12 protein-coding genes are annotated in these 18,854 nt (G+C 74.5%); 4 read left to right on the forward strand and 8 right to left on the reverse strand.

Annotated features, from left to right (window positions below):
* Positions 1 to 48 precede the first annotated feature (48 nt).
* Positions 49 to 1,407 (forward strand): pentapeptide repeat-containing protein, encoded by a 1,359-nt coding sequence (locus V6U81_RS08225; protein ID WP_334486188.1) that lies wholly within the window; start codon positions 49 to 51, stop codon positions 1,405 to 1,407.
* Positions 1,408 to 1,761: 354 nt separating this feature from the next.
* On the opposite strand, the gene V6U81_RS08230 is transcribed toward V6U81_RS08225, so the two are convergent.
* The 3 genes from V6U81_RS08230 to V6U81_RS08240 all read right to left on the reverse strand — a co-directional run bounded on the left by V6U81_RS08230 (position 1,762) and on the right by V6U81_RS08240 (position 5,388).
* A complete protein-coding gene (locus V6U81_RS08230) occupies positions 1,762 to 2,025 on the reverse strand; it encodes a DUF6244 family protein (protein ID WP_334486190.1) in 264 nt (87 codons plus the stop codon).
* A gap of 111 nt (positions 2,026 to 2,136) precedes the next feature.
* Positions 2,137 to 2,778, reverse strand: coding sequence for a hypothetical protein (locus V6U81_RS08235; RefSeq protein WP_334486192.1), 642 nt, complete (start codon positions 2,776 to 2,778; stop codon positions 2,137 to 2,139).
* Positions 2,779 to 5,388: an FtsK/SpoIIIE domain-containing protein gene (locus V6U81_RS08240; protein WP_420883993.1), complete on the reverse strand. Its 2,610-nt coding sequence runs from the start codon at positions 5,386 to 5,388 to the stop codon at positions 2,779 to 2,781.
* 117 nt (positions 5,389 to 5,505) lie between these two features.
* Between V6U81_RS08240 and V6U81_RS08245 the strand changes: the two genes are divergently transcribed.
* A complete protein-coding gene (locus tag V6U81_RS08245) occupies positions 5,506 to 6,930 on the forward strand; it encodes an alkaline phosphatase PhoX (RefSeq protein ID WP_334486197.1) in 1,425 nt (474 codons plus the stop codon).
* Between the two features lie 54 nt (positions 6,931 to 6,984).
* Here V6U81_RS08245 and V6U81_RS08250 read toward each other — a convergent pair whose 3' ends face one another.
* Positions 6,985 to 7,782, reverse strand: coding sequence for an SGNH/GDSL hydrolase family protein (locus V6U81_RS08250; RefSeq protein ID WP_334486199.1), 798 nt, complete (start codon positions 7,780 to 7,782; stop codon positions 6,985 to 6,987).
* Between the two features lie 190 nt (positions 7,783 to 7,972).
* Between V6U81_RS08250 and V6U81_RS08255 the strand changes: the two genes are divergently transcribed.
* Entirely contained in the window at positions 7,973 to 9,508 is a 1,536-nt protein-coding gene (locus V6U81_RS08255) for a M1 family metallopeptidase (protein WP_334486202.1), read from the forward strand.
* A gap of 157 nt (positions 9,509 to 9,665) precedes the next feature.
* On the opposite strand, the gene V6U81_RS08260 is transcribed toward V6U81_RS08255, so the two are convergent.
* The 3 genes from V6U81_RS08260 to gltB form a co-directional block, all read right to left on the reverse strand.
* Positions 9,666 to 10,190, reverse strand: coding sequence for a hypothetical protein (locus V6U81_RS08260; protein ID WP_334486205.1), 525 nt, complete (start codon positions 10,188 to 10,190; stop codon positions 9,666 to 9,668).
* 269 nt (positions 10,191 to 10,459) lie between these two features.
* Positions 10,460 to 11,992, reverse strand: a complete 1,533-nt coding sequence (locus tag V6U81_RS08265) for a glutamate synthase subunit beta (protein ID WP_334486207.1) — start codon at positions 11,990 to 11,992, stop codon at positions 10,460 to 10,462.
* Positions 11,985 to 16,667: a glutamate synthase large subunit gene (gene gltB, locus V6U81_RS08270; RefSeq protein WP_334486208.1), complete on the reverse strand. Its 4,683-nt coding sequence runs from the start codon at positions 16,665 to 16,667 to the stop codon at positions 11,985 to 11,987. The genes V6U81_RS08265 and gltB overlap by 8 nt, the downstream gene beginning before the upstream one ends.
* A 146-nt stretch (positions 16,668 to 16,813) precedes the next feature.
* Between gltB and V6U81_RS08275 the strand changes: the two genes are divergently transcribed.
* On the forward strand, positions 16,814 to 17,656 hold the full coding sequence (locus tag V6U81_RS08275; protein WP_334486211.1) for a GNAT family N-acetyltransferase: 843 nt from the start codon (positions 16,814 to 16,816) through the stop codon (positions 17,654 to 17,656).
* A 4-nt stretch (positions 17,657 to 17,660) separates the two neighbouring features.
* On the opposite strand, the gene V6U81_RS08280 is transcribed toward V6U81_RS08275, so the two are convergent.
* A complete protein-coding gene (locus V6U81_RS08280) occupies positions 17,661 to 18,851 on the reverse strand; it encodes an FAD-dependent oxidoreductase (protein ID WP_334486213.1) in 1,191 nt (396 codons plus the stop codon).
* Between the last annotated feature and the right edge of the window lie 3 nt (positions 18,852 to 18,854).

Below are 18,854 nucleotides of genomic sequence, written 5' to 3' on the forward strand. Positions count from 1 at the left end.
GTATTCGCGGGCCCCCGCACCCCCGGCCCGGATGGCATGCTGTGGCCCGTGCGCGAGGAGAAGGGCCGGGGCGGGCAGCTACGGGTGATGCCGTGGTGGTCGGTGCTGATCGGCCTGCTGCTGGCCGTGCTGATCGGCCTGCTGGTGCTGCACTGGCTGCTCGGCGAGGCGGACCGGGCGACGCAGGCGGACACCCGGGCCGCGTTGCGCATCGACGCGATCCGCACCGGCCTGACGGTGGTGGCCGGCACCGGCGGCGGGCTCGCGTTGCTGCTCGCCGCCCGTCGGCAGTGGATCGGCGAACGCGCCCAGCGGCACCAGGAGACGGTGGCCGCCCAGGACCAGGCGCACCGGGACCGGGTGCAGGAGCACGCCGAATCGGTGGCCGGGATCGGCCAGCGGCACCAGGAACGGCAGGCCGCGGCGGCCGAGCACGACGCCGCCGAGCGCCGGCTGACCGACCTTTACACCCGGGCGGTCGAACTCCTCGGCAGCGACAGCGCCGCCGTGCGCCTCGGCGGGCTCTACGCGCTGGAGCGGCTCGGGCAGGACAATCCCGCGCAGCGGACCACGATCGTGGCCGTGCTCTGCGCGTACCTCCGGATGCCGGCGCCGGACGACGGACCCCGGGAGACGGAGGTCCGGCGCACCGCGCAGCGGGTGCTCGGCCGGCACCTGCGCGCGGACGACGCGGCGTACTGGCCGGAGGCCCGGCTGGACCTCGCCGGGGCCGAGCTGACCGGGTTCGACGCCGGCGGCTGCACCCTGGTCGACGCGGACCTCTCCGGCGCGGTCCTCACCGGCGGTACGACCTTCGCCGGCGCCACCCTGCGCGGCCGGCTGTCGCTGGCCGGGGCGACGTGCGAGGGGGCGGTCTTCGACGGCGTCCGCGGGGACGCCGAGATCGTGCTGGACGATGCCCGTGTCAGCGGTCCGCTCAGCTTCGACGGCGCCGATCTGGGTGGCCCGGTCCACTGTCGACGGGCCGTCTTCACCGACCGGGTGTCGTGGCGCGACGCGACCTTCCACCGGTCCGTCACCTTCGACGCGAGCAGCTTCGGCGACAGCACCAGCTTCCGGGGCGCGGTGTTCCTCGGCGGGCTGTCGATGGAGCACACCGAGTTCGCCGGCTACGCCGGGTTCCGGACGGCCCGGTTCGCGGACATGGCGCTGTTCCGGTGGACCGTGTTCGGCGGGGAGGCGTACTTCGAACGGGCCCGCTTCGAGGGGGCGGCGAACTTCGGTCGGGCCCGGTTCCACGGCTCGGTGAGCTTCGACGGGGCGACCCTGGCCCGCCGCCCGCTGGTCGACCAGGCCCGTGCGGTCGCGAACGTGCCGCACACCTGGCCGGAGGGGACGACCGTGACCCGGCTCGACGACGACTGGCTGCTGCTCACCGACCCGTGAGCGGTCAGCTCCCCAACGCCCGCACGTTGGCGATCGTCCCGTGAATCTGCTGGCTCGCTGGTCCTGGCTGGCGGGGCCGGTACGTCGGTTTGGCCCCTACAGACTTGATGACGTCAATGCATCAGCGCCGCCCGTCGCGCGCGATTCGTTGCCGTCATCAAGTTTGTAGCGTGCCGGAACCCCGTCGGGCCTCCGCCGCGCGACGCTGGCCCGCCGCCCGCGGGTCGACCAGGCCCGGGCAATCCCGGACGCCCCGCACACCTGGCCGGGGGCGACCGTGACCCGGCTCGAACGACTACCTTGACCGAGCGGTTTCTCGGCTGGGCGCGGGCCCGCTGACCGGTCGGCGCGAGGTCAGCTCCCCAGCGCCTGCACCTTCGCGATCGTCTCCTGGACCTGCTGGCTGGCCGGCCCGGCGCCCTGGGCCGCCTGACCGAGCGCCTGCCGGTACGCGTCCAGCATCCCGATCAGCGGCCCGGCGGCGACGCCTTCGAGGGCGCCCGCGACCAGTTCCCGGGCCTCGGCCGCGTCCTGCGCGGCGGCGGCCGTCTTGGCCTTCGCCTCGTCCAGCTTCTGTGCCGCGGCCGCCAGCCTGGCGATGATCTGCGCTGCGCTCACGCGCCCTCCCCTGCTCGCCCGCCGACCGTGCCGCCCACGGTCCTCGCCCGAGCCTAGCGACCACCGCGTCGACGAACCCACCTCGCCTCCGATGTGGACGGGCGGGAGGGGTCAGCGCAGGAAGCGGACCAGCAGCAGGCTGGCGCAGTAGGCGGTCGGCACCAGGGCCACGCAGATGACGAAGCCGAGCGGCACGAACCGGGGCGGCTCCACCGCGGCCAGCGCGGGCCGGCCCCAACGCCCGAGGATGAGCCAGCCGGCGGCGAACGACAGCACCGGCAACCCGGCGCACACCCAGGCGCCCAGGGTGAAGCCGCTGACCAGCCCGACGCCCGAGGCGACCACCAGGACCAGCATGAGCAGCACGCCGGCCGCCGCGCACGCGACGTAGACGGCCACCGCCCGGGCCGTCGGTGACCAGGTGGGCAGCAGTTCGGGACGCTGGGCGAGCGCCTCCACCTGCTGGGTCTGCCGGTCGGCCTCCTCGATTAGCCGCCGCGCCTCCTCCAGCACCACGCCCGGGTCGGCCCCGGCCTCCACCGGACCGTCAGGGGCGGGCGCCTCCGGCACCCCGATCGCCTGGCCGAGCCGGTCGAGGCGCTGGCCCTGCACGGCAAGCCGCTGGCCGAGCTGGTCGGCCGCGGCGTACATCCCCCGCCGGCGCTCCGCCTCGGCGGCGGCGCCCCGCTCCCCCTCGCGTACCTGGACGGAGAGCTGGCGCACCGCGGCGGCGTACTCGTCGAAGCCGGCCACTCAGTCCTCCTCCTCGTACCGGTGTCCCGGCCGGGTGAACGGCACGATCAGCGCGGTCCGCTGGGCGTGCCGGTCCACCAGCAGCGCGCGGTCGGCGCGCGGGGTGTACGCGAGGTCGGTCACCCCGAGGTGCAGGCCCAGGTCGCCGGCCGGCACGTTCAACGCGAGCAGGCAGGCCACGTCGTCGCGGTTCTGCGAGCCGCCGAGGTCGTCGGCGAGCCGGCGCAGTCCGCGCCACCAGCCGAGCAGGTGGACCCCCCGGCCCGGCCCCTCCCGCAGCAGCGCCCGCAGGTCGTCGTGACCGGAGCGGAAGGTGCCGGGCTCGGTCCGGACCAGCGCGGCGCCGACCGCGTCCACCCCGAAGACCACCAGGTAGGTCTTGCCGACGGTCCCGGTGTCGGCGGCCAGTTCGCCGAGCCGCTGCCGCAGCCCCGCCGCGTCGACCAGGGTCACCGGGTGGCCGGCGGCCTTGAGCCCGGCGGCGGTGTCGTCGGCGAGCGCGTCGGCGGCCTCGACCAGCGGGGCGAGGACGAACTCCACGTCGCCCGGGGGGTGCTGGCGGGCCAGGCTCAGCGCGGCGGCGCGCAGCACGTGGGCGCCGGTGGTCGAGGTGCCCACCACGCCCAGGTGCCGGCCGGGCGTGGCATCGAGGACGAACCGGGCGGGCGTGCCGTCCACATCGACGGTCCGGCCGACCAGCGCCGAGGGACGCCGGCCGCCGGGGTGCAGGGCCGTGCCGGCCGGATCGTCCTCCAGGTGCGCCGCCGCGTACCCCCGGAAGACCGCGGGTGGCGGCACGTCGTCCGGCCGGGCGTCCCACAGCTCGTAGCGCAGCCGGGCGATCTGCCTGGCGTCGGCGTGCGCGTCGGGGAAGCGGACCAGGGTGTCCGCGCCGGCCGCGCCCGCGGCGGTGTTGACCACCGCGGAGCCGAGGGCGGTCGCCGCGGCGGCCTCGCCGCGGGGGCCGAGCACGGCCCCGCCGCCGGGCAGCGCCACCCGAAGCGCGAACTGCCCGAACAGCGACTCGGCGCGGCCGTAGAGAGCCTCCACGCCGGTGGTGCTCTGGCTGGCCAGGACCAGGTGTACGCCGTACGAGCGGCCCTTGCGGGCCAGCTCCTCGAGCAGGTCGACGGCCTCCCGGGCCACCCGGTCGTTGCCGGCGAGCAGCACCTGGAACTCGTCGATCACCGCGACGATCCGGGGCGCCGCCTCCCCGGCCGGCAGGTCGGCGAGCTTGGTGACGCCGTGCGCCTTGAACTCGTCGGCCCGATGGTTCAGCTCCCGGCGCAGCTCACGGAGCACGGCCAGGCCGTACTCGCGGTCGGACTCGACGCCGACCGCCCGGGCGTGCGGCAGGAAGGACGGGTCCCGTTCGGTGGGCACGAACTCGGTGAAGCTCACGCCCTCCTTGAAGTCGAGCAGGTAGAGCCGCAGCTCGGCCGGGGAGTACCGGGCGGCCAGACCGTAGAGGACGTCGATCAGGAAGACGGTCTTGCCGGCGCCGGTGCGCCCGCCGACCAGCCAGTGCGGGGTGGCGTCGTCGAAGGCGAGGGTGACCGGCGCCCGCCCGGCCCGGCCGACGACCGTCCGCAGCCCGGTCCGCGCGGAGTCCGTCCAGCGCCGCTCGGGCAGCAGGTCCGCGACGTGCAGCGCCTCGTCGGCGCGTACGGCCGCGCCGAGTCGCGCGGCGAGCGCGCGGACCGCCGACGCCGGTGGGTCGCCGTCGAGCAGCACCGGTACGGCCAGCCCGGTGCCGTCGGCGCTGAACGGGTGCCCGGGCGGGTCACCGACCCAGGCGTACCGCTCGTCGAGGCGGAGCGTCGTGGTGGCGCCCAGCGGCGGCGGCGCCTGCCCGGGCAGCGCGGCCGGGTGCCCGGCGAGCAGCACGCAGACCGCGGCGGCCGGCCCGGCGTGGGTGAGCGCGGCCAGCCGGGCGAGCTGGCGCGGGCCCGGTGCGGACGCGGCCACCACGAGCAGCAGACCGCCCTCGCCGGGGCCGGCGTGCTGGGCAGCGCGGGCGTGTGTCTCGGCCGCGCCGAGCAGCACGTCGATCTCGGCCTCGGTGACGGCGGGCGCGTCGAGCAGCCCGGCGTCGCGCAGCGGTCGCAGCGGCAGGAAGGTGGCGCCCAGCGCGGCGGGGTCGATGCCGACCACCCGGACCGCGCCCGGCGCGGCGGTGGCCAGCAGCCGCAGCACCAGCACCCGCAGCAGCACCGCCACCCGGGGGTCACGGGCGTCGGTGCTGATCGCGAGGTGCCCGCCGGCGCCCAGTGGCAGCAGCAGCGGGAAACGACCGTCGACGGTGGACGCCTCGCCGATCCGTACCGGGGCGGGCCCGCCGAGGGTGCTCGTGGCGTTGGTCGGGGCGGCCAGGTCCCCGGCGAGCCGGTCCAGCCGGGCCACCAGGTCGGCGGTGCGCTCGGGCACGGGCTGGCCCGCCAGCCGGTCGAGCAGGGCGCGGGCCGCCGCCCACCGTTCCCGGGCCTGCCGGTGCGCCGTGACCGCCTGTCCGTACGCCGACGCGAGCCTGCCCACCCTCTGCTCCCCCACCGACGTCCGCCTGGTCGAGGGGAACCCTAACGGAGCCCGGCCGGCGGCGCACGAAGCCATCGGCGGGGACCGTTGGCCCGATGTTCACCTGCCGGCAGTTCGCCCGGCCGGGCGCTGTTCCCCCGGCCCGGATTGCCTGACGGCGGACGACAAGATGACCATCTGGAAGGTGACCACGTGACCTCCTCCCCCATTTCCCGCCGCAACCTGCTGCGCGGCGGCGCAGCCGGCGGCCTCGGCATCGTGGTGGCCGGCAACCTGGAGGCGATCGCCGGTCCGGCGGCGGCTCGGGCCGCCGTCCGCCCGGCCGTCGGCTACGGCGAGCTGGTGCCGGACCCGGCCGGCCTGCTGGCGCTGCCCCCGGGCTTCTCGTACACGATCGTCGCGCAGGCCGGGGTGACCCTGCTGGAGAGCGGCCAGCCCACCCCGAGCGACGCGGACGGCACCGGCTGCTTCCGCTCTCCGACCGGCTCGGTGCTGGTCAACAACCACGAGATCGGCGGCAGCGAGCCGTTCGGCGTGCCCGCGGTGGCCGGTCTGACCTACGACCCGGGCGCCCGGGGCGGCACCACCACCATCGAGGTGGACGGCGCGGGCCGGCGGCTGCGCGAGTACGTCAGCGTGGCCGGCACCCACAACAACTGCGCCGGCGGCATCACCCCGTGGGGCACCTGGCTGACCTGCGAGGAGACCGAGCAGCGGGCCGGCGGCAAGTACCTCAGGGACCACGGGTACGTCTTCGAGGTCGACCCGCACGACCGGGAGCAGAACCTCGACCCGGTGCCGCTGAAGTACCTCGGCCGCTACGCGCACGAGGCGGTGGCGGTCGACCCGTACACCCACTCGATCTTCCTGACCGAGGACGCCGGCGGCCCGAACGGCCTGTACTTGCGGTGGACCCCGCCGAGTGGCTTCCGGGGCGGCAAGGGCGCGCTGCGCGCCCTTGCCGTGCGCCCGGACGGCGACACCGCCGGTGAGCTGCAGGCGATGAACTGCTTCCAGGGCAGCCGGCACGTCGCCGACCTTTCCGAGGCCACCACGCCGGGCACCCGGTACAAGGTGGAGTGGGTGGACGTGCCGGACCGGGACGCGAAGACCGTCTCGGTGCGCAAGCAGTTCACCGACGAGCAGGTCACCCGCAGCCGCAAGCTGGAGGGCGCCTGGTGGGCCGACGGCGGCGCGTACTTCGTGGCCAGCTTCGCCCGGCACGACGACGGCAGCGTCAACGAGCACGACGGCCAGGTCTGGTTCTACGACCCGCGCTCGCAGACGGTCACCCTGAAGACCATCTTCGGGGTGAACCCGGACCCGTCGGCCGAGGGCGACTACGACGGCCCGGACAACATCACCGTGTCGCCGTACGGCGGGGTGATCCTGGCCGAGGACGGCGAGGGCCTGTCCCACCTGGTGGGGGTGACCGCGCAGGGCAAGGCGTACCCGCTGGCCCGCAACGAGCTCAACGACAGCGAGTTCACCGGCCCGACGTTCAGCGCCGACGGGAAGATCCTGTTCGCCAACATCCAGAGCCCCGGTTACGTCTTCGCGATCAGCGGGCCGTGGCGACGGCCGAGCGACGCGGACCCGTCCGCCGACCGGTCCTGACCCGACGTCCGACGGCCGGCGATCCCCTGGGGAGGTCGCCGGCCGTCGGCGTGTTCAGCCGAGCACCGCGGTCAGCGCCGGCAGGTAGCCGTACCGGTAGCCGTCGGCGTCCGGGTGGTACGCCTCGATGACGCCGCTGACGTCGCGGATCCACGGGTCGGCGGCGCAGACGCCGTGCCCGGCGAAGGTCGGCCGGGCGTCGGCGAAGGTGGCGCCGGCCGCGCCGGCCCGGTTGGCGGTGATCGCGGCGAGCACGTCGGCCGCCTCGTTGAGGATGGTGCGCTTGTAGGTGCTCATCGCCAGCCAGCCGCAGTAGTTCGTCTCGAACAGCCGCGGGTAGCCGAGCACCACCAGCCGGGCGTTCGGGGCCCGGCTGCGGATGGCGGCGTAGGTCGCGTCGAGCCGGCCGGGCAGCGTGGCGGTGGCGAAGGCCTTTGCCTCGTTGACGGCGTTGACGCAGGTGGTGGTGCTGCCGAACCGGCAGCTGGTGATGACGTCGGCGAAGCCGGCGTCGTTGCCCCCGATGGTGATGGTGACCAGCGTGGTGCTGGTGCTCAGCGAGTTCACCTGGCTGTTGATCACGTCCGAGGTGACGGCGCCACCGCAGGCCGGGAATCGGAAGCTGGTCACCGCGTGGGCGGCGGCCCAGAGCGGCGCGTACGACTTCTGGCTGCGCAGGCAGCCGGAGAGGTCGTACGGGCCGGCGCCGACGCCGGAGGAGTAGGAGTCGCCGAGGGCGACGTAGTTGACGGTGGCCGCCTGGGCGGTGCCGGGGGAGAGCACGACGCCGAGGACGGTGGCGAGCAGGGCGGCCAGCGCGGTGACGGCGCGGGCCAGGGCGCGGTGGGGCATGGCGGGACCTCCACGGTGCAGGGGTGGTGGATCCTCGTGCCGCGCGCGTGGCCAAAGGTTGTTACTGGTCGGTAATCCTATCGAAACATTTAGATCAAGTGAACAGGTGATCACGCCGGACGGGCCAGACACGTTCACAACTGTCGATTAAATTGACGGTGCGAACACCCCGACGGAGGGAGTCCACCCCGTGCGACGTGCTTTCACGGCGGCCATCGCCGCCCTGACCGTCACCACCGCCGGCACCCTGCTGCCCGGCACCCCCGGCCAGGCCGCCCTACCGGGCTGGGGCCGGCCGGTCCCGGTCGCGGCCGCGCCGACACCCGGCAGCCCCGGCCTGGGCGACAGCTACTTCCCCGACTACGGCAACGGCGGGTACGACGTCGACCACTACGACGTCCGCCTGCGCTACGAGCCGGCCACCGACCGGCTCACCGGCACCACCACCATCCTGGCGAGGGCCACTCAGGACCTCTCCCGGTTCAACCTGGACTTCCTGCTCGACGTCGAGTCGGTCCGGGTCAACGGCTGGTCGGCCGCGTTCCGTCGCGACGGCGTGCACGAGCTGGTCGTCACCACCCCGCGCCCCATCGCGAAGGGCCAGCTGCTCACCATCGTGGTGAAGTACGCGGGCGTCCCCTCGGAGACGCTGGTCAACGGCTACACCGGCTGGACCCGTACGGAGGACGGCGCGCTCGCCGTGAACGAGCCGGAGTCGGCCTGGTGGTGGTTCCCGGCCAACGACCACCCGCTCGACAAGGCCACCTTCGACATCTCCGTGTCGGTGCCCGCCGGGGTCGAGGTGGTCAGCAACGGCGTGCAGCCCCGCGCGCCGCTGGCCGAGGCCAGCAACCGGTTCCGGTGGAGCTGGCGCAGCACCAGGCCCGGCGCCACCTACCAGGCGTTCCTGGCCATCGGGCAGTACGACATCGTCACCGACACCGCGCCCAACGGGCAGCCGGTGGTCAACGCGTACAGCACCACGCTGGGCGAGCGCGGGCCGGCGGCGCGGGCCAGCATCGAGCGGACCGCGGAGGTCGTCGACTGGGAGAGCGGCCTCTTCGGGCCGTACCCGTTCGAGGCGCAGGGCGGCGTGGCCGGGCCGATCGACGGCATCGGCTTCGCACTGGAGACCCAGACCCGCCCGGTGTACGGCCCGAGCTTCTGGCGCCGCGGCGCGAACCCGTTCGTGATCGTGCACGAGAACGCCCACCAGTGGTTCGGCGACTCGGTCTCGGTCGCCGACTGGCGCGACATCTGGCTCAACGAGGGCTTCGCCTCGTACGCCGAGTGGCTCTGGTCGGAGGAGCAGGGTGAGGGCACCGCGCAGGAGCTCTTCGACTTCACCTACGCCGGCTACCCGGCCGACTCCGAGTTCTGGCAGGTGCTGCCGGGTGACCCGGGCGCCGACCGGGTCTTCGACGACGCGGTCTACGACCGGGGTGCGATGGCCCTGCACCAGCTCCGGCTCGCCGTCGGCGACGACGCGTTCTTCGAGATCCTGCCCGCGTGGACGGCCGAGCACCGGTACGGCAACGGCACCACCGCGCAGTTCCAGGCGCTCGCCGAGCGGATCTCCGGGCTGGACCTGGACGGCCTCTTCACCACCTGGCTCTTCACCCCCGGCCGCCCGGAGCTCGCCACAGCCGCTCGGGTGACGGCCGCGCCGGCCCAGCCGGCGTCGTGGACGAAGATCCGCGAGGCGCACCAACTCCTGGCGCGCTGACCGGCTGCCGGTCGGGTGCCCGCCCCGGAGTTCGGGGCGGGCACCGGCCGCGCGGCGCCGCCGGCGCCCTCGGCATCCGGAGCCACGACGGCGGCCGCGACCCGGACGCTACGAACCTGATGTCGTGGACGAATCGCCCCTGGTAGACCCGGTGCCGTCAGGACGCCGCGCTGGCCACCGGCGAGGTCGCCGGGGCGCCGCCGGCCACCTCGATCGCGCGGATGTGCCGGTAGGCGAACCACAGCGGCGGGAAGGCGCCGACGGCGAACGACAGGTCGACCAGGGTCCAGAACCACGGGATGTCCCGGATCGGGCCGCAGATCAGTGCCAGCGGTACGATGCCGACGCAGGCGATCATGCCGAGCTGGACGACCCAGACGTTGCGCACCGGGTCGCGCAGCGGCCCCCAGAAGGCCACCGCGAGCACCAGGTGGGCGAAGGCCAGCCAGTCGGTGCCGTAGAGCATGAACGGGTAGCGGTCACCGGTCTCGACCAATCCGGTGTGGACCCGCCCGATCCAGGTGACCAGCTCCGGGTACTGTCCGGCCAGCGGATCCAGCGCTCGCAGCAGCCAGCGCACCTCGATCTCCAGCGGGAACGCGGTCACCCCGCTGAGGAAGAGCCCCACCACGACGATCCACAGCCATCGACGGGTCCGCCGCAGGCGCTCCTCGATCTCCATCCCCGTAGCGTAACGATGATCATCGTGGTGGGGACTCCCGGAACGAGTCGACCTGGCCGCGGAAGGCATGCCGTCGCTCACACCGCGCGCGGTTGCCGCCCGGTCCCGGGCGGGCGGCAACCGCCTCCCCTGATTCGTCCACGACATCAGGTTGGTAGCGCCCGACCAGTTCCTCCGGGCCCCGCCGCGGATCGCGCCGGACGGTCGGTCGCCCCTCGTGCTGCGGGTGACGTGTCCGGTACGTCGACCGGACCCGCCACCCGGGCGGCTCAGCGCGCGGCCAGCGACTGCCGGGCCGGGTCCACCGGGGCCGGCAACGTGCCGACCCCGCCGAGGTAGGAGTGGATGGCCGCGGCGGCGGCCCGCCCCTCGGCGATGGCCCAGACGATCAGCGACGCACCCCGGTGCATGTCACCGGCGACGAACACCCCGTCGGCGTCGGTCTGCCAGTCCGGCCCCGAGTCGACCGCGCCCCGGGCGTTGCGGGTCACGCCGAACTGGGTCAGCAGCGGCTGCTGCTCGGTGCCCTCGAAGCCGATGGCGAGCAGCACCAGGTCGGCCGGCAGCTCCCGCTCGGAGCCGGGCAGCGCGGTGACGATCCGCCGGCCGTCCCGCTTCTCCACGGTCACCTCGGCGATCCGGACGCCCTTGACCTGGCCGGTGCCGTCGTCGACGAACTCCTGCACGGCGACCGCGAAGACCCGGTCGCCGCCCTCCTCGTGCGCCGGGTAGTTGCGCAGCACCCACGGCCAGGTCGGCCACGGATCCCGGTCGGCGTCCCGGTCGTGCGGCGGCTCCGGGTAGAGGTCGAGCTGGTGCACCCCGGCCGCGCCCTGACGGTGGGCGACGCCCAGGCAGTCCGCGGCGGTGTCCCCACCACCGATGATCACCACGTGCTTGCCGGCGGCGTCGATCGGCGTGCCGTCCGGCAGAACGGCCGGCGCCGGCCTGCCGTCACCGTCGGCGCCGGGCTGCCCCGCAGCCGCCTCGGCGACCACCCGGTTGGCGGCGACCAGGTGGGTCATCGCCTGGTGCACCCCGCGCAGCTCCCGGCCCGGCGTCTCCGGGGTGTCCCGACCCTGCAGCGCCCCGCAGGCGAGCAGCACCGCGTCGTGCTCGGCGCGCAACTGCTCGGCGGTGACGTCGACCCCGACGTTCACCCCGGTGCGGAACCGCACGCCCTCGGCGGCGAGCTGGGCCAGCCGCAGGTCGATGTGCTGCTTCTCCAGCTTGAAGTCCGGGATGCCGTACCGCAGCAGGCCGCCGATCGCGTCGTCACGCTCATAGACCGTGACGGTGTGACCGGCGCGGGCGAGCTGCTGGGCGGCGGCGAGTCCGGCCGGCCCGGAGCCGACCACGGCGACCGACCGGCCGGTGGGCGGCGGCACCGGGCGGGGCTTCAGCCCACCCCGGGCCACCGCCGCGTTGGCGATCTCCACCTCGACCTGCTTGATGGTGACCGGCTGCCCGCCGCCGATGCCGAGCACGCAGGCGGCCTCGCAGGGCGCCGGGCAGAGCCGGCCGGTGAACTCGGGGAAGTTGTTGGTGGCGTGCAGCGACTCCACCGCGGCGTCCCAGTTGCCGGTCCGGACCAGGTCGTTCCAGTCCGGGATGCGGTTGCCCAGCGGGCAGCCGTCGTGGCAGAACGGGATGCCGCAGTCCATGCAGCGGGTGGCCTGCTCGCGGATCAGCTCCTCCCCCGCCGGCGGGTAGACCTCACGCCAGTCGGTGATCCGCACCGGCACCGGGCGGCGGGCCGGCAGCCGCCGGTCGTAGCGCAGGAAACCGTTCGGGTCAGGCACGAGCCACCTCCTGGGCCACCGTCCGCGGCGCGGGCGGCACCGGCGCGGCCAGCGCAGACATGACCGCGTCGTCGACGTCGCGGCCGGCGGCTTCGGCGGCCCGCATGATCTCCACCACCCGGCGGTAGTCCCGGGGTACCACCGCGGTGAACTCCTCCACCGCCTCCGACCAGTGCTTGAGCAGCTCGGCGCCGACCGCCGAGTCGGTCTCCGCGACGTGCCGCTGCACCAGCTCGTGCAGCAGCTCGCGCTCGTCGTCGCTCAGCGGCGTGAGGTCGACCAGCTCGGCGTTGACCCGGTCGCGGTCCAGCCGGTGCACGTACGCCGTGCCGCCGGACATGCCGGCGGCGAAGTTGCGCCCGGTCTCGCCGAGCACCACCACGGTGCCGCCGGTCATGTACTCGCAGCCGTGGTCGCCGACGCCCTCGACGACGGCCACCGCGCCGGAGTTGCGCACCGCGAACCGCTCCCCCACCCTGCCGCGCAGGAACAGCTCGCCGCCGGTGGCCCCGTACAGGATGGTGTTGCCGGCGATGATCTGGTCCTCGGCCCGCTGGCCGGCGGCGGCCTCGGTCGCGACGAACGGCGCGGCGGCGTCCGGGCGGACGATGATCCGCCCGCCGGAGAGCCCCTTGCCGACGTAGTCGTTGGCGTCTCCGTGCAGCCGCAGGGTCACCCCGCGCGGCAGGAACGCGCCGAAGGACTGGCCGGCGGTGCCGCGCAGCAGGAACTCGATCGTGTCGGCCGGCAGGCCGGCGCCGCCGAAGCGGCGGGTCACCTCGCCGCCGAGCATCGCGCCGACACTGCGGTGCTCGTTGCGCACCGCCACCTCCACCCGGACCGGGCTGCCGTCGCGCAGCGCCGGCTGGGCCAGGGCCATCAGCTCGTTGTCCAGGGCCAGCTCCAGGCCGTGGTCCTGGGCCCGCACGCCGCGGCGCGCCGCGCCCGCGGGCAGCTCCGGCAGCTGGAGTACGCGGGCCAGGTCGAGCCCGTGCGCCTTCCAGTGCCGCACCGCCGGGACGACGTCGAGCAGCTCGGTCTGGCCGATCGCCTCCTCGATGGAGCGCAGGCCCAGCTCGGCGAGGTAGCCCCGGACCTCCTCGGCGAGGAAGAGGAAGAAGTTCTCCACGAACTCCGGCTTGCCGGTGAACCGCTCGCGCAGCACCGGGTTCTGGGTGGCGATGCCGACCGGACAGGTGTCCAGGTGGCAGACCCGCATCATCACGCAGCCCTCGACGATCAGCGGGGCGGTGGCGAAGCCGAACTCCTCGGCGCCGAGCAGCGCCGCGACCAGCACGTCCCGGCCGGTCTTGAGCTGGCCGTCGACCTGCACGGTGACCCGGTCGCGCAGCTTGTTGAGCAGCAGGGTCTGCTGCGCCTCGGCCAGGCCCAGCTCCCAGGGGGTGCCGGCGTGCTTGAGGGAGTTGAGCGGGGACGCGCCGGTGCCGCCGTCGTGGCCGGAGATCAGGATGACGTCGGCCTTGAGCTTGGCGACGCCGGCCGCGACGGTGCCCACGCCGACCTCGCTGACCAGCTTGACGTGCACCCGGGCGGCCGGGTTGACGCACTTCAGGTCGTGCACCAGTTGGGCGAGGTCCTCGATGGAGTAGATGTCGTGGTGCGGCGGGGGCGAGATCAGGCCGACGCCCGGGGTGGCGTGCCGGGTCCGGGCGATCCACGGCCAGACCTTGTTCCCGGGCAGCTGGCCGCCCTCGCCGGGCTTCGCGCCCTGGGCCATCTTGATCTGGAGGTCGTCGGCGTTGACCAGGTATTCGCTGGTCACCCCGAACCGGCCGCTGGCGATCTGCTTGACCGCGGAGCGGCGGGCCGGGTCGTGCAGCCGCTCGACGTCCTCGCCGCCCTCGCCGGTGTTGGACTTGCCGCCGAGGCGGTTCATCGCGATGGCCAGGGTCTCGTGCGCCTCGGCCGAGATCGACCCGTACGACATGGCGCCGGTGGCGAACCGCTTGACGATCTCGGTGGCCGGCTCGACCTCGTCCAGCGGCACCGGCGGGCGCACCCCGGTCCGCAGGCTGAACAGCCCGCGCAGCGAGCCGGCCTGCGCGGCCAGCTCGTCGACCTTGGCGGTGTACTGCCGGAACACGTCGTACTGCCGGCTGCGGGTGGCGTGCTGGAGCAGGAAGACCGTCTCCGGGTTGAACAGGTGCAGCTCGCCCTCGCGGCGCCACTGGTACTCGCCGCCGACCTCCAGCCGGTCGGAGTTCTCCGCGCCCGGGGCGGGCCAGGCCAGCGAGTGCCGGGCGGCCACCTCGGCGTGGATCTCGTTCAGCCCGATGCCGCTGATCTTGCTCGGGGTGCCCCGGAAGTAGCGCTCGACCAGCCGGGTGTCCAGGCCGACCGCCTCGAAGACCTGCGCCCCGCAGTACGACGACACGGTCGAGATGCCCATCTTGGACATGATCTTCAGGACGCCCTTGCCGAGCGCCTTGACGTAGTTGCGCACCGCCTTGGCCGGATCCGTCCCGACCAGCGCGCCGGTGGCGATCATGTCCTCCACCGACTCGAAGGCCAGGTACGGGTTGACCGCCGCCGCGCCGTACCCGATCAGCACCGCCGCGTGGTGCACCTCCCGGCAGTCGCCCGACTCCACGATCAGCGCCGCCTGGGTGCGGGTCTGCTCCCGGACCAGGTGCTGGTGCACCGCCGCGGTGAGCAGCAGCGACGGGATGGGCGCCAGGTCGGCGTTGGAGTCCCGGTCCGACAGGACCAGGATCCGCACGCCGTCCTCGATCGCCTCGGAGACGTGCCGGCAGATCTCGGTCAGCCGGGCCTTGATGCCGGCCCCGCCGTCGCGGACCCGGTAGAGCCCGGAGACCCGGACCGCCTTGAAACCGGGCAGGTCGCCGTCCTCGTCGATGGAGAGGATCTTGGCCAGCTCGTCGTTGTCGATCACCGGGTACGGCAGCACGATCTGCCGACAGCTCGCCGGGCCCGGGTCGAGCAGGTTGCCCTCCGGCCCGATGGTGGACGACAGGCTGGTCACCAACTCCTCACGGATGGCGTCCAGCGGCGGGTTGGTGACCTGGGCGAAGAGCTGGTGGAAGTAGTCGTAGAGCAGCCGCGGCCGGGTCGACAGCGCGGCGATCGGCGTGTCGGTGCCCATCGAGCCGATCGGTTCCGCGCCGACCCGGGCCATCGGCGCGAGCAGGATCTTCAGCTCCTCCTCGGTGTAGCCGAAGGTCTGCTGGCGGCGCCGGACCGAGTCGTGGGTGTAGACGATGTGCTCACGCGGGGGCAGGTCGCCCAGGTCGATCAGACCGGCGTGCAGCCAGTCGCCGTACGGCCGGGCGGCGGCCAGCTCGGTCTTGATCTCGTCGTCCGAGACGATCCGGTGGTTGACCGTGTCGACCAGGAACATCTTGCCGGGCTGGAGCCGGCCCTTGGCGACCACCGTGGCCGGGTCCAGGTCGAGCACACCGGCCTCGCTGCCGAGCACGACCAGGCCGTCGGAGGTGCGCCACCAGCGGCCCGGACGCAGGCCGTTGCGGTCCAGCACCGCCCCGACGATCTCGCCGTCGGTGAAGGCGACCGACGCCGGGCCGTCCCACGGCTCCATCAGGCTCGCGTGGAACCGGTAGAACGCCCGCTTGTCCGCGCGCATCCCCGGGTCGTTCTCCCAGGCCTCGGGGATCATCATCAGCACCGCGTGCGGCAGGCTCCGGCCGGCCAGGTGCAGCAGCTCCAGGACCTCGTCGAAGTTGGCCGAGTCGGACGCGCCGGGGGTGCAGACCGGGAAGATCCGCCGGATGTTGCCGGGCACGTGACCGCCGGCCCCGCCGGCGGCTGAGGACCCGCCGCTGAGCATCGACTCTCTTGCCTGCATCCAGTTCCGGTTGCCGCGGATGGTGTTGATCTCACCGTTGTGCGCGATGAACCGGTACGGGTGGGCCAGCGGCCAGGACGGGAAGGTGTTGGTGGAGAACCGGGAGTGCACCAGCGCGATCGCGCTGGACACCCGCTCGTCGGTCAGCTCGGGGAAGTACGCCGGCAGCTGGTCCGGGGTGAGCATCCCCTTCCAGGTCATCGTCCGCGACGACAGCGACGGGAAGTACGCCGGCACGCCGCGCTCGGTGCTCTCCCGCTCGGCCTGCTTGCGGACGCAGAACGCCACCCGGTCCAGGTCGAGGCCGGTCAGCGGGGAGCCAGAGGGGCCGGCCGGGCCGCCGGTGAGCCGGTGCGCGGCCAGGAAGACCTGCCGGATCCGGGGCATCGCGGCGAGCGCGGTCTCACCCAGCCCGCTCGGGTCGGTCGGCACGTCCCGCCAGCCGAGCAGGTCGGCGCCCTCGACCAGGGCGTACTTCTCCACCACCCGGCGGGCACGGGCCTCGTCGGCGTCGTCGTCGGGGAGGAAGACCAGGCCGGTGGCGTACTGGCCGGCGGGGGGCAGCGGGAAGTCCACCACCGCGCGCAGGAACTCGTCCGGCACCTGGATCATGATGCCGGCACCGTCACCGGTGTTGTGTTCCGCGCCCCGGGCGCCCCGGTGGTCCAGGCGGCACAGGGCACCGAGGCCGCGGGCGACGACCTGGTGCGATCGCCGACCGTACAGATCCGCCACGAAGGCCACGCCGCAGGCGTCGTGCTCGTACGCCGGGTCGTACAGACCGGTCGCGGGCGGGGCCGACTGCGGGCTCAGAGGGTACGGAAAGGCCACCGGGCCTCCTGTCGTCACTCAGGTTGGATCATGGTCGGGACGACGTCGGCCCTTGGCGGTTTATTGAGTCTACGTTAGGGCGACCCCCGCAAGGCCAGTGCGGATTGATCACACCTTCCAGACTCTGGGACGTGTAGTCTCGCGCGGTGGATCACCTGCACAGTGAGCTGTTCGCCCGGTTGGAACACTTCTACGACGCGGTGCCCCGCGATGCGGCGCACGGCGAGGAGTACGGCTCGCTGGTGCTGTTCGTCCGGGACGGGCCCGGCTGGCCCTTCTACGCCCGTCCCCGGCTGGACGCCCGCACGCCGCCCTCGCCGGCCGACGTGGCCGCCGTCCGGGAACGGCAGCGGGAACTGGGCCTGCCCGAGGCGTTGGAGTGGGTCCACGAGGTCACCCCGGACCTGCTGGCCACGGCCCGCGCCGCGGGGCTGCGCGCGCTGGAGGCGCCGCTGATGGTGCTCGACCCGGCCGCGCTGCCCGACCCGGCGACCCTCACCGACATACCCGTGCGGGTGCTGGACCCCGCCGCGGACGGCTTCCCGGCCGACGTGGCCGCCCGGCGCGCGGTCGCCGCGGTCGGCTTCGCCGCGGCCGGCACCGCCCGGGGCGAGGCCGGTCCGGCCGAGCGGGACGCCGCGATCACCGAGCTGGACGTCGCGGCGCTGGACGAGGAGCGGGCCCGGATCGCCGACGGCCGGCGGCTGTCGGTGCTGGCCGCCACGCCCGAGGACGGCGCGCTGGCCAGCGGCATGGCGATGCGGGTCGGCGACGTGGCCGAGATCGCCGGGGTGGCGACGCTGCCGGCCGCCCGCCGGCGCGGCCTGGGCGCGGCGGTCACCGCCACCATCGCCCGCGAGCTGCGCGCCGCCGGCACCGACCTGATCTTCCTCTCCGCCGGCAGCGAGGAGATCGCCCGGGTCTACCTGCGGGTCGGCTTCCGCCGCGTCGGCACCGCCTGCATCGCCGAACCCGCCGCCCTGATCTGACGGGTCAGGGGGCCGGGGGGCGCCACTGGGCCGCGGCGGAGGCGGCGCTGGAGAGCAGCCGGGGGCTGATCGTGCCGAGGGCGGCGTCGCGGGCGCGAAGCGCCAGCCGGCCGCGGGCCTGCAGGACCGCCGACATCCGCCTCGTCTGCCGGACCACGGTGGCCGCGCGGGGGCGGCGCAGCCGGTCGTACGCCTGCACGGCGTCGGGCAGCCGGGACTCGCGCAGCAGCGAGGCCAGGATGGCGGCGTCCTCGAAGGCGAGGCAGGCGCCCTGCCCCAGGTGCGGCGGCATGGCGTGCGCGGCGTCGCCGAGCAGCACCACACCGCCCGGTCCGGCCGGGAAGCCGTACGCCTTCGGCAGTGGCCGCAGCTCCCGCACCTCCTGCTGGACCAGGTCGGCCGGGTCGGTGGCGTCGAGCAGCTCGCCGATCGGGGCGGGCCAGCCGGCGTACCAGCGCTTGAGCAGGGCGAGCTGGGTCTCCGGCGGTTCGGGGCGGGGCGCGCCGGCGGTGGTGGCCACCCAGTAGATGCCGCCCCGGCGGGAGCCGCCGGAGGAGCCGCGCTCGCCCAGCGAGGCCGCGACGAAGCGGTAACCGGCCCCGAGCGTCTCCCCGCCGACCGGCTGGTCGGCCGGGAGCCGGGGCGCCGCGTACCAGGGGATCACCGCGCGGAAGGCCGCGCAGCCGGAACTGACGACCGTCGCCTCGGGGGCGAGCTGCCGGCGTACCGCGCTCTGGATCCCGTCGGCGGCGACCACCAGGTCGGCCTCGACGAGCCGTCGGCCGACGCCCACGGCGGGCCGCTCCCCGGCGACGGCCCGGACGGTGTCCACGGCCGTCCCGGTCCGCAGCTCGACCCGGTCGCCGAGGCCGGCGATCAGGGCGTCGTGCAGGTCCTCCCGGTGCACCACCACCGGCATCCGGTCGGCGGGCGTCGGCCGGGGCTGCACCAGCCAGTGGCCGTCCGGGCGGCGTACCCCGGTGTCCGGCAACGGGGTGGCGATCGCGTCCAGCCCGGCGCCGAGGCCGAGGGCATGCAGCGCGCGCACCCCGTTCGGCCAGAGCACCACCGCGGTGGGTTCCGGGCGGACCCGGTCGCCCCGCTCCAGCAGGGTGACCTGCCAGCCGGAGCGGGCCAGCGCGCCGGCCGCCGCCAGGCCGCCGAGTCCGGCACCCACCACCACCGCGGTACGCACGCG

Source organism: Micromonospora lacuserhaii (genome assembly GCF_036902735.1).
Lineage (GTDB): Bacteria > Actinomycetota > Actinomycetes > Mycobacteriales > Micromonosporaceae > Micromonospora.

Excerpts from the sequence above, each read along its gene's own strand:
- V6U81_RS08240 (WP_420883993.1), bottom strand. The coding sequence starts at position 5,388 with ATGGCTTCGTGCGCCGCCGGCCGGGCTCCGTTAGGGTTCCCCTCGACC.
- V6U81_RS08250 (WP_334486199.1), bottom strand. The coding sequence starts at position 7,782 with ATGCCCCACCGCGCCCTGGCCCGCGCCGTCACCGCGCTGGCCGCCCTG.
- V6U81_RS08260 (WP_334486205.1), bottom strand. The coding sequence starts at position 10,190 with ATGGAGATCGAGGAGCGCCTGCGGCGGACCCGTCGATGGCTGTGGATC.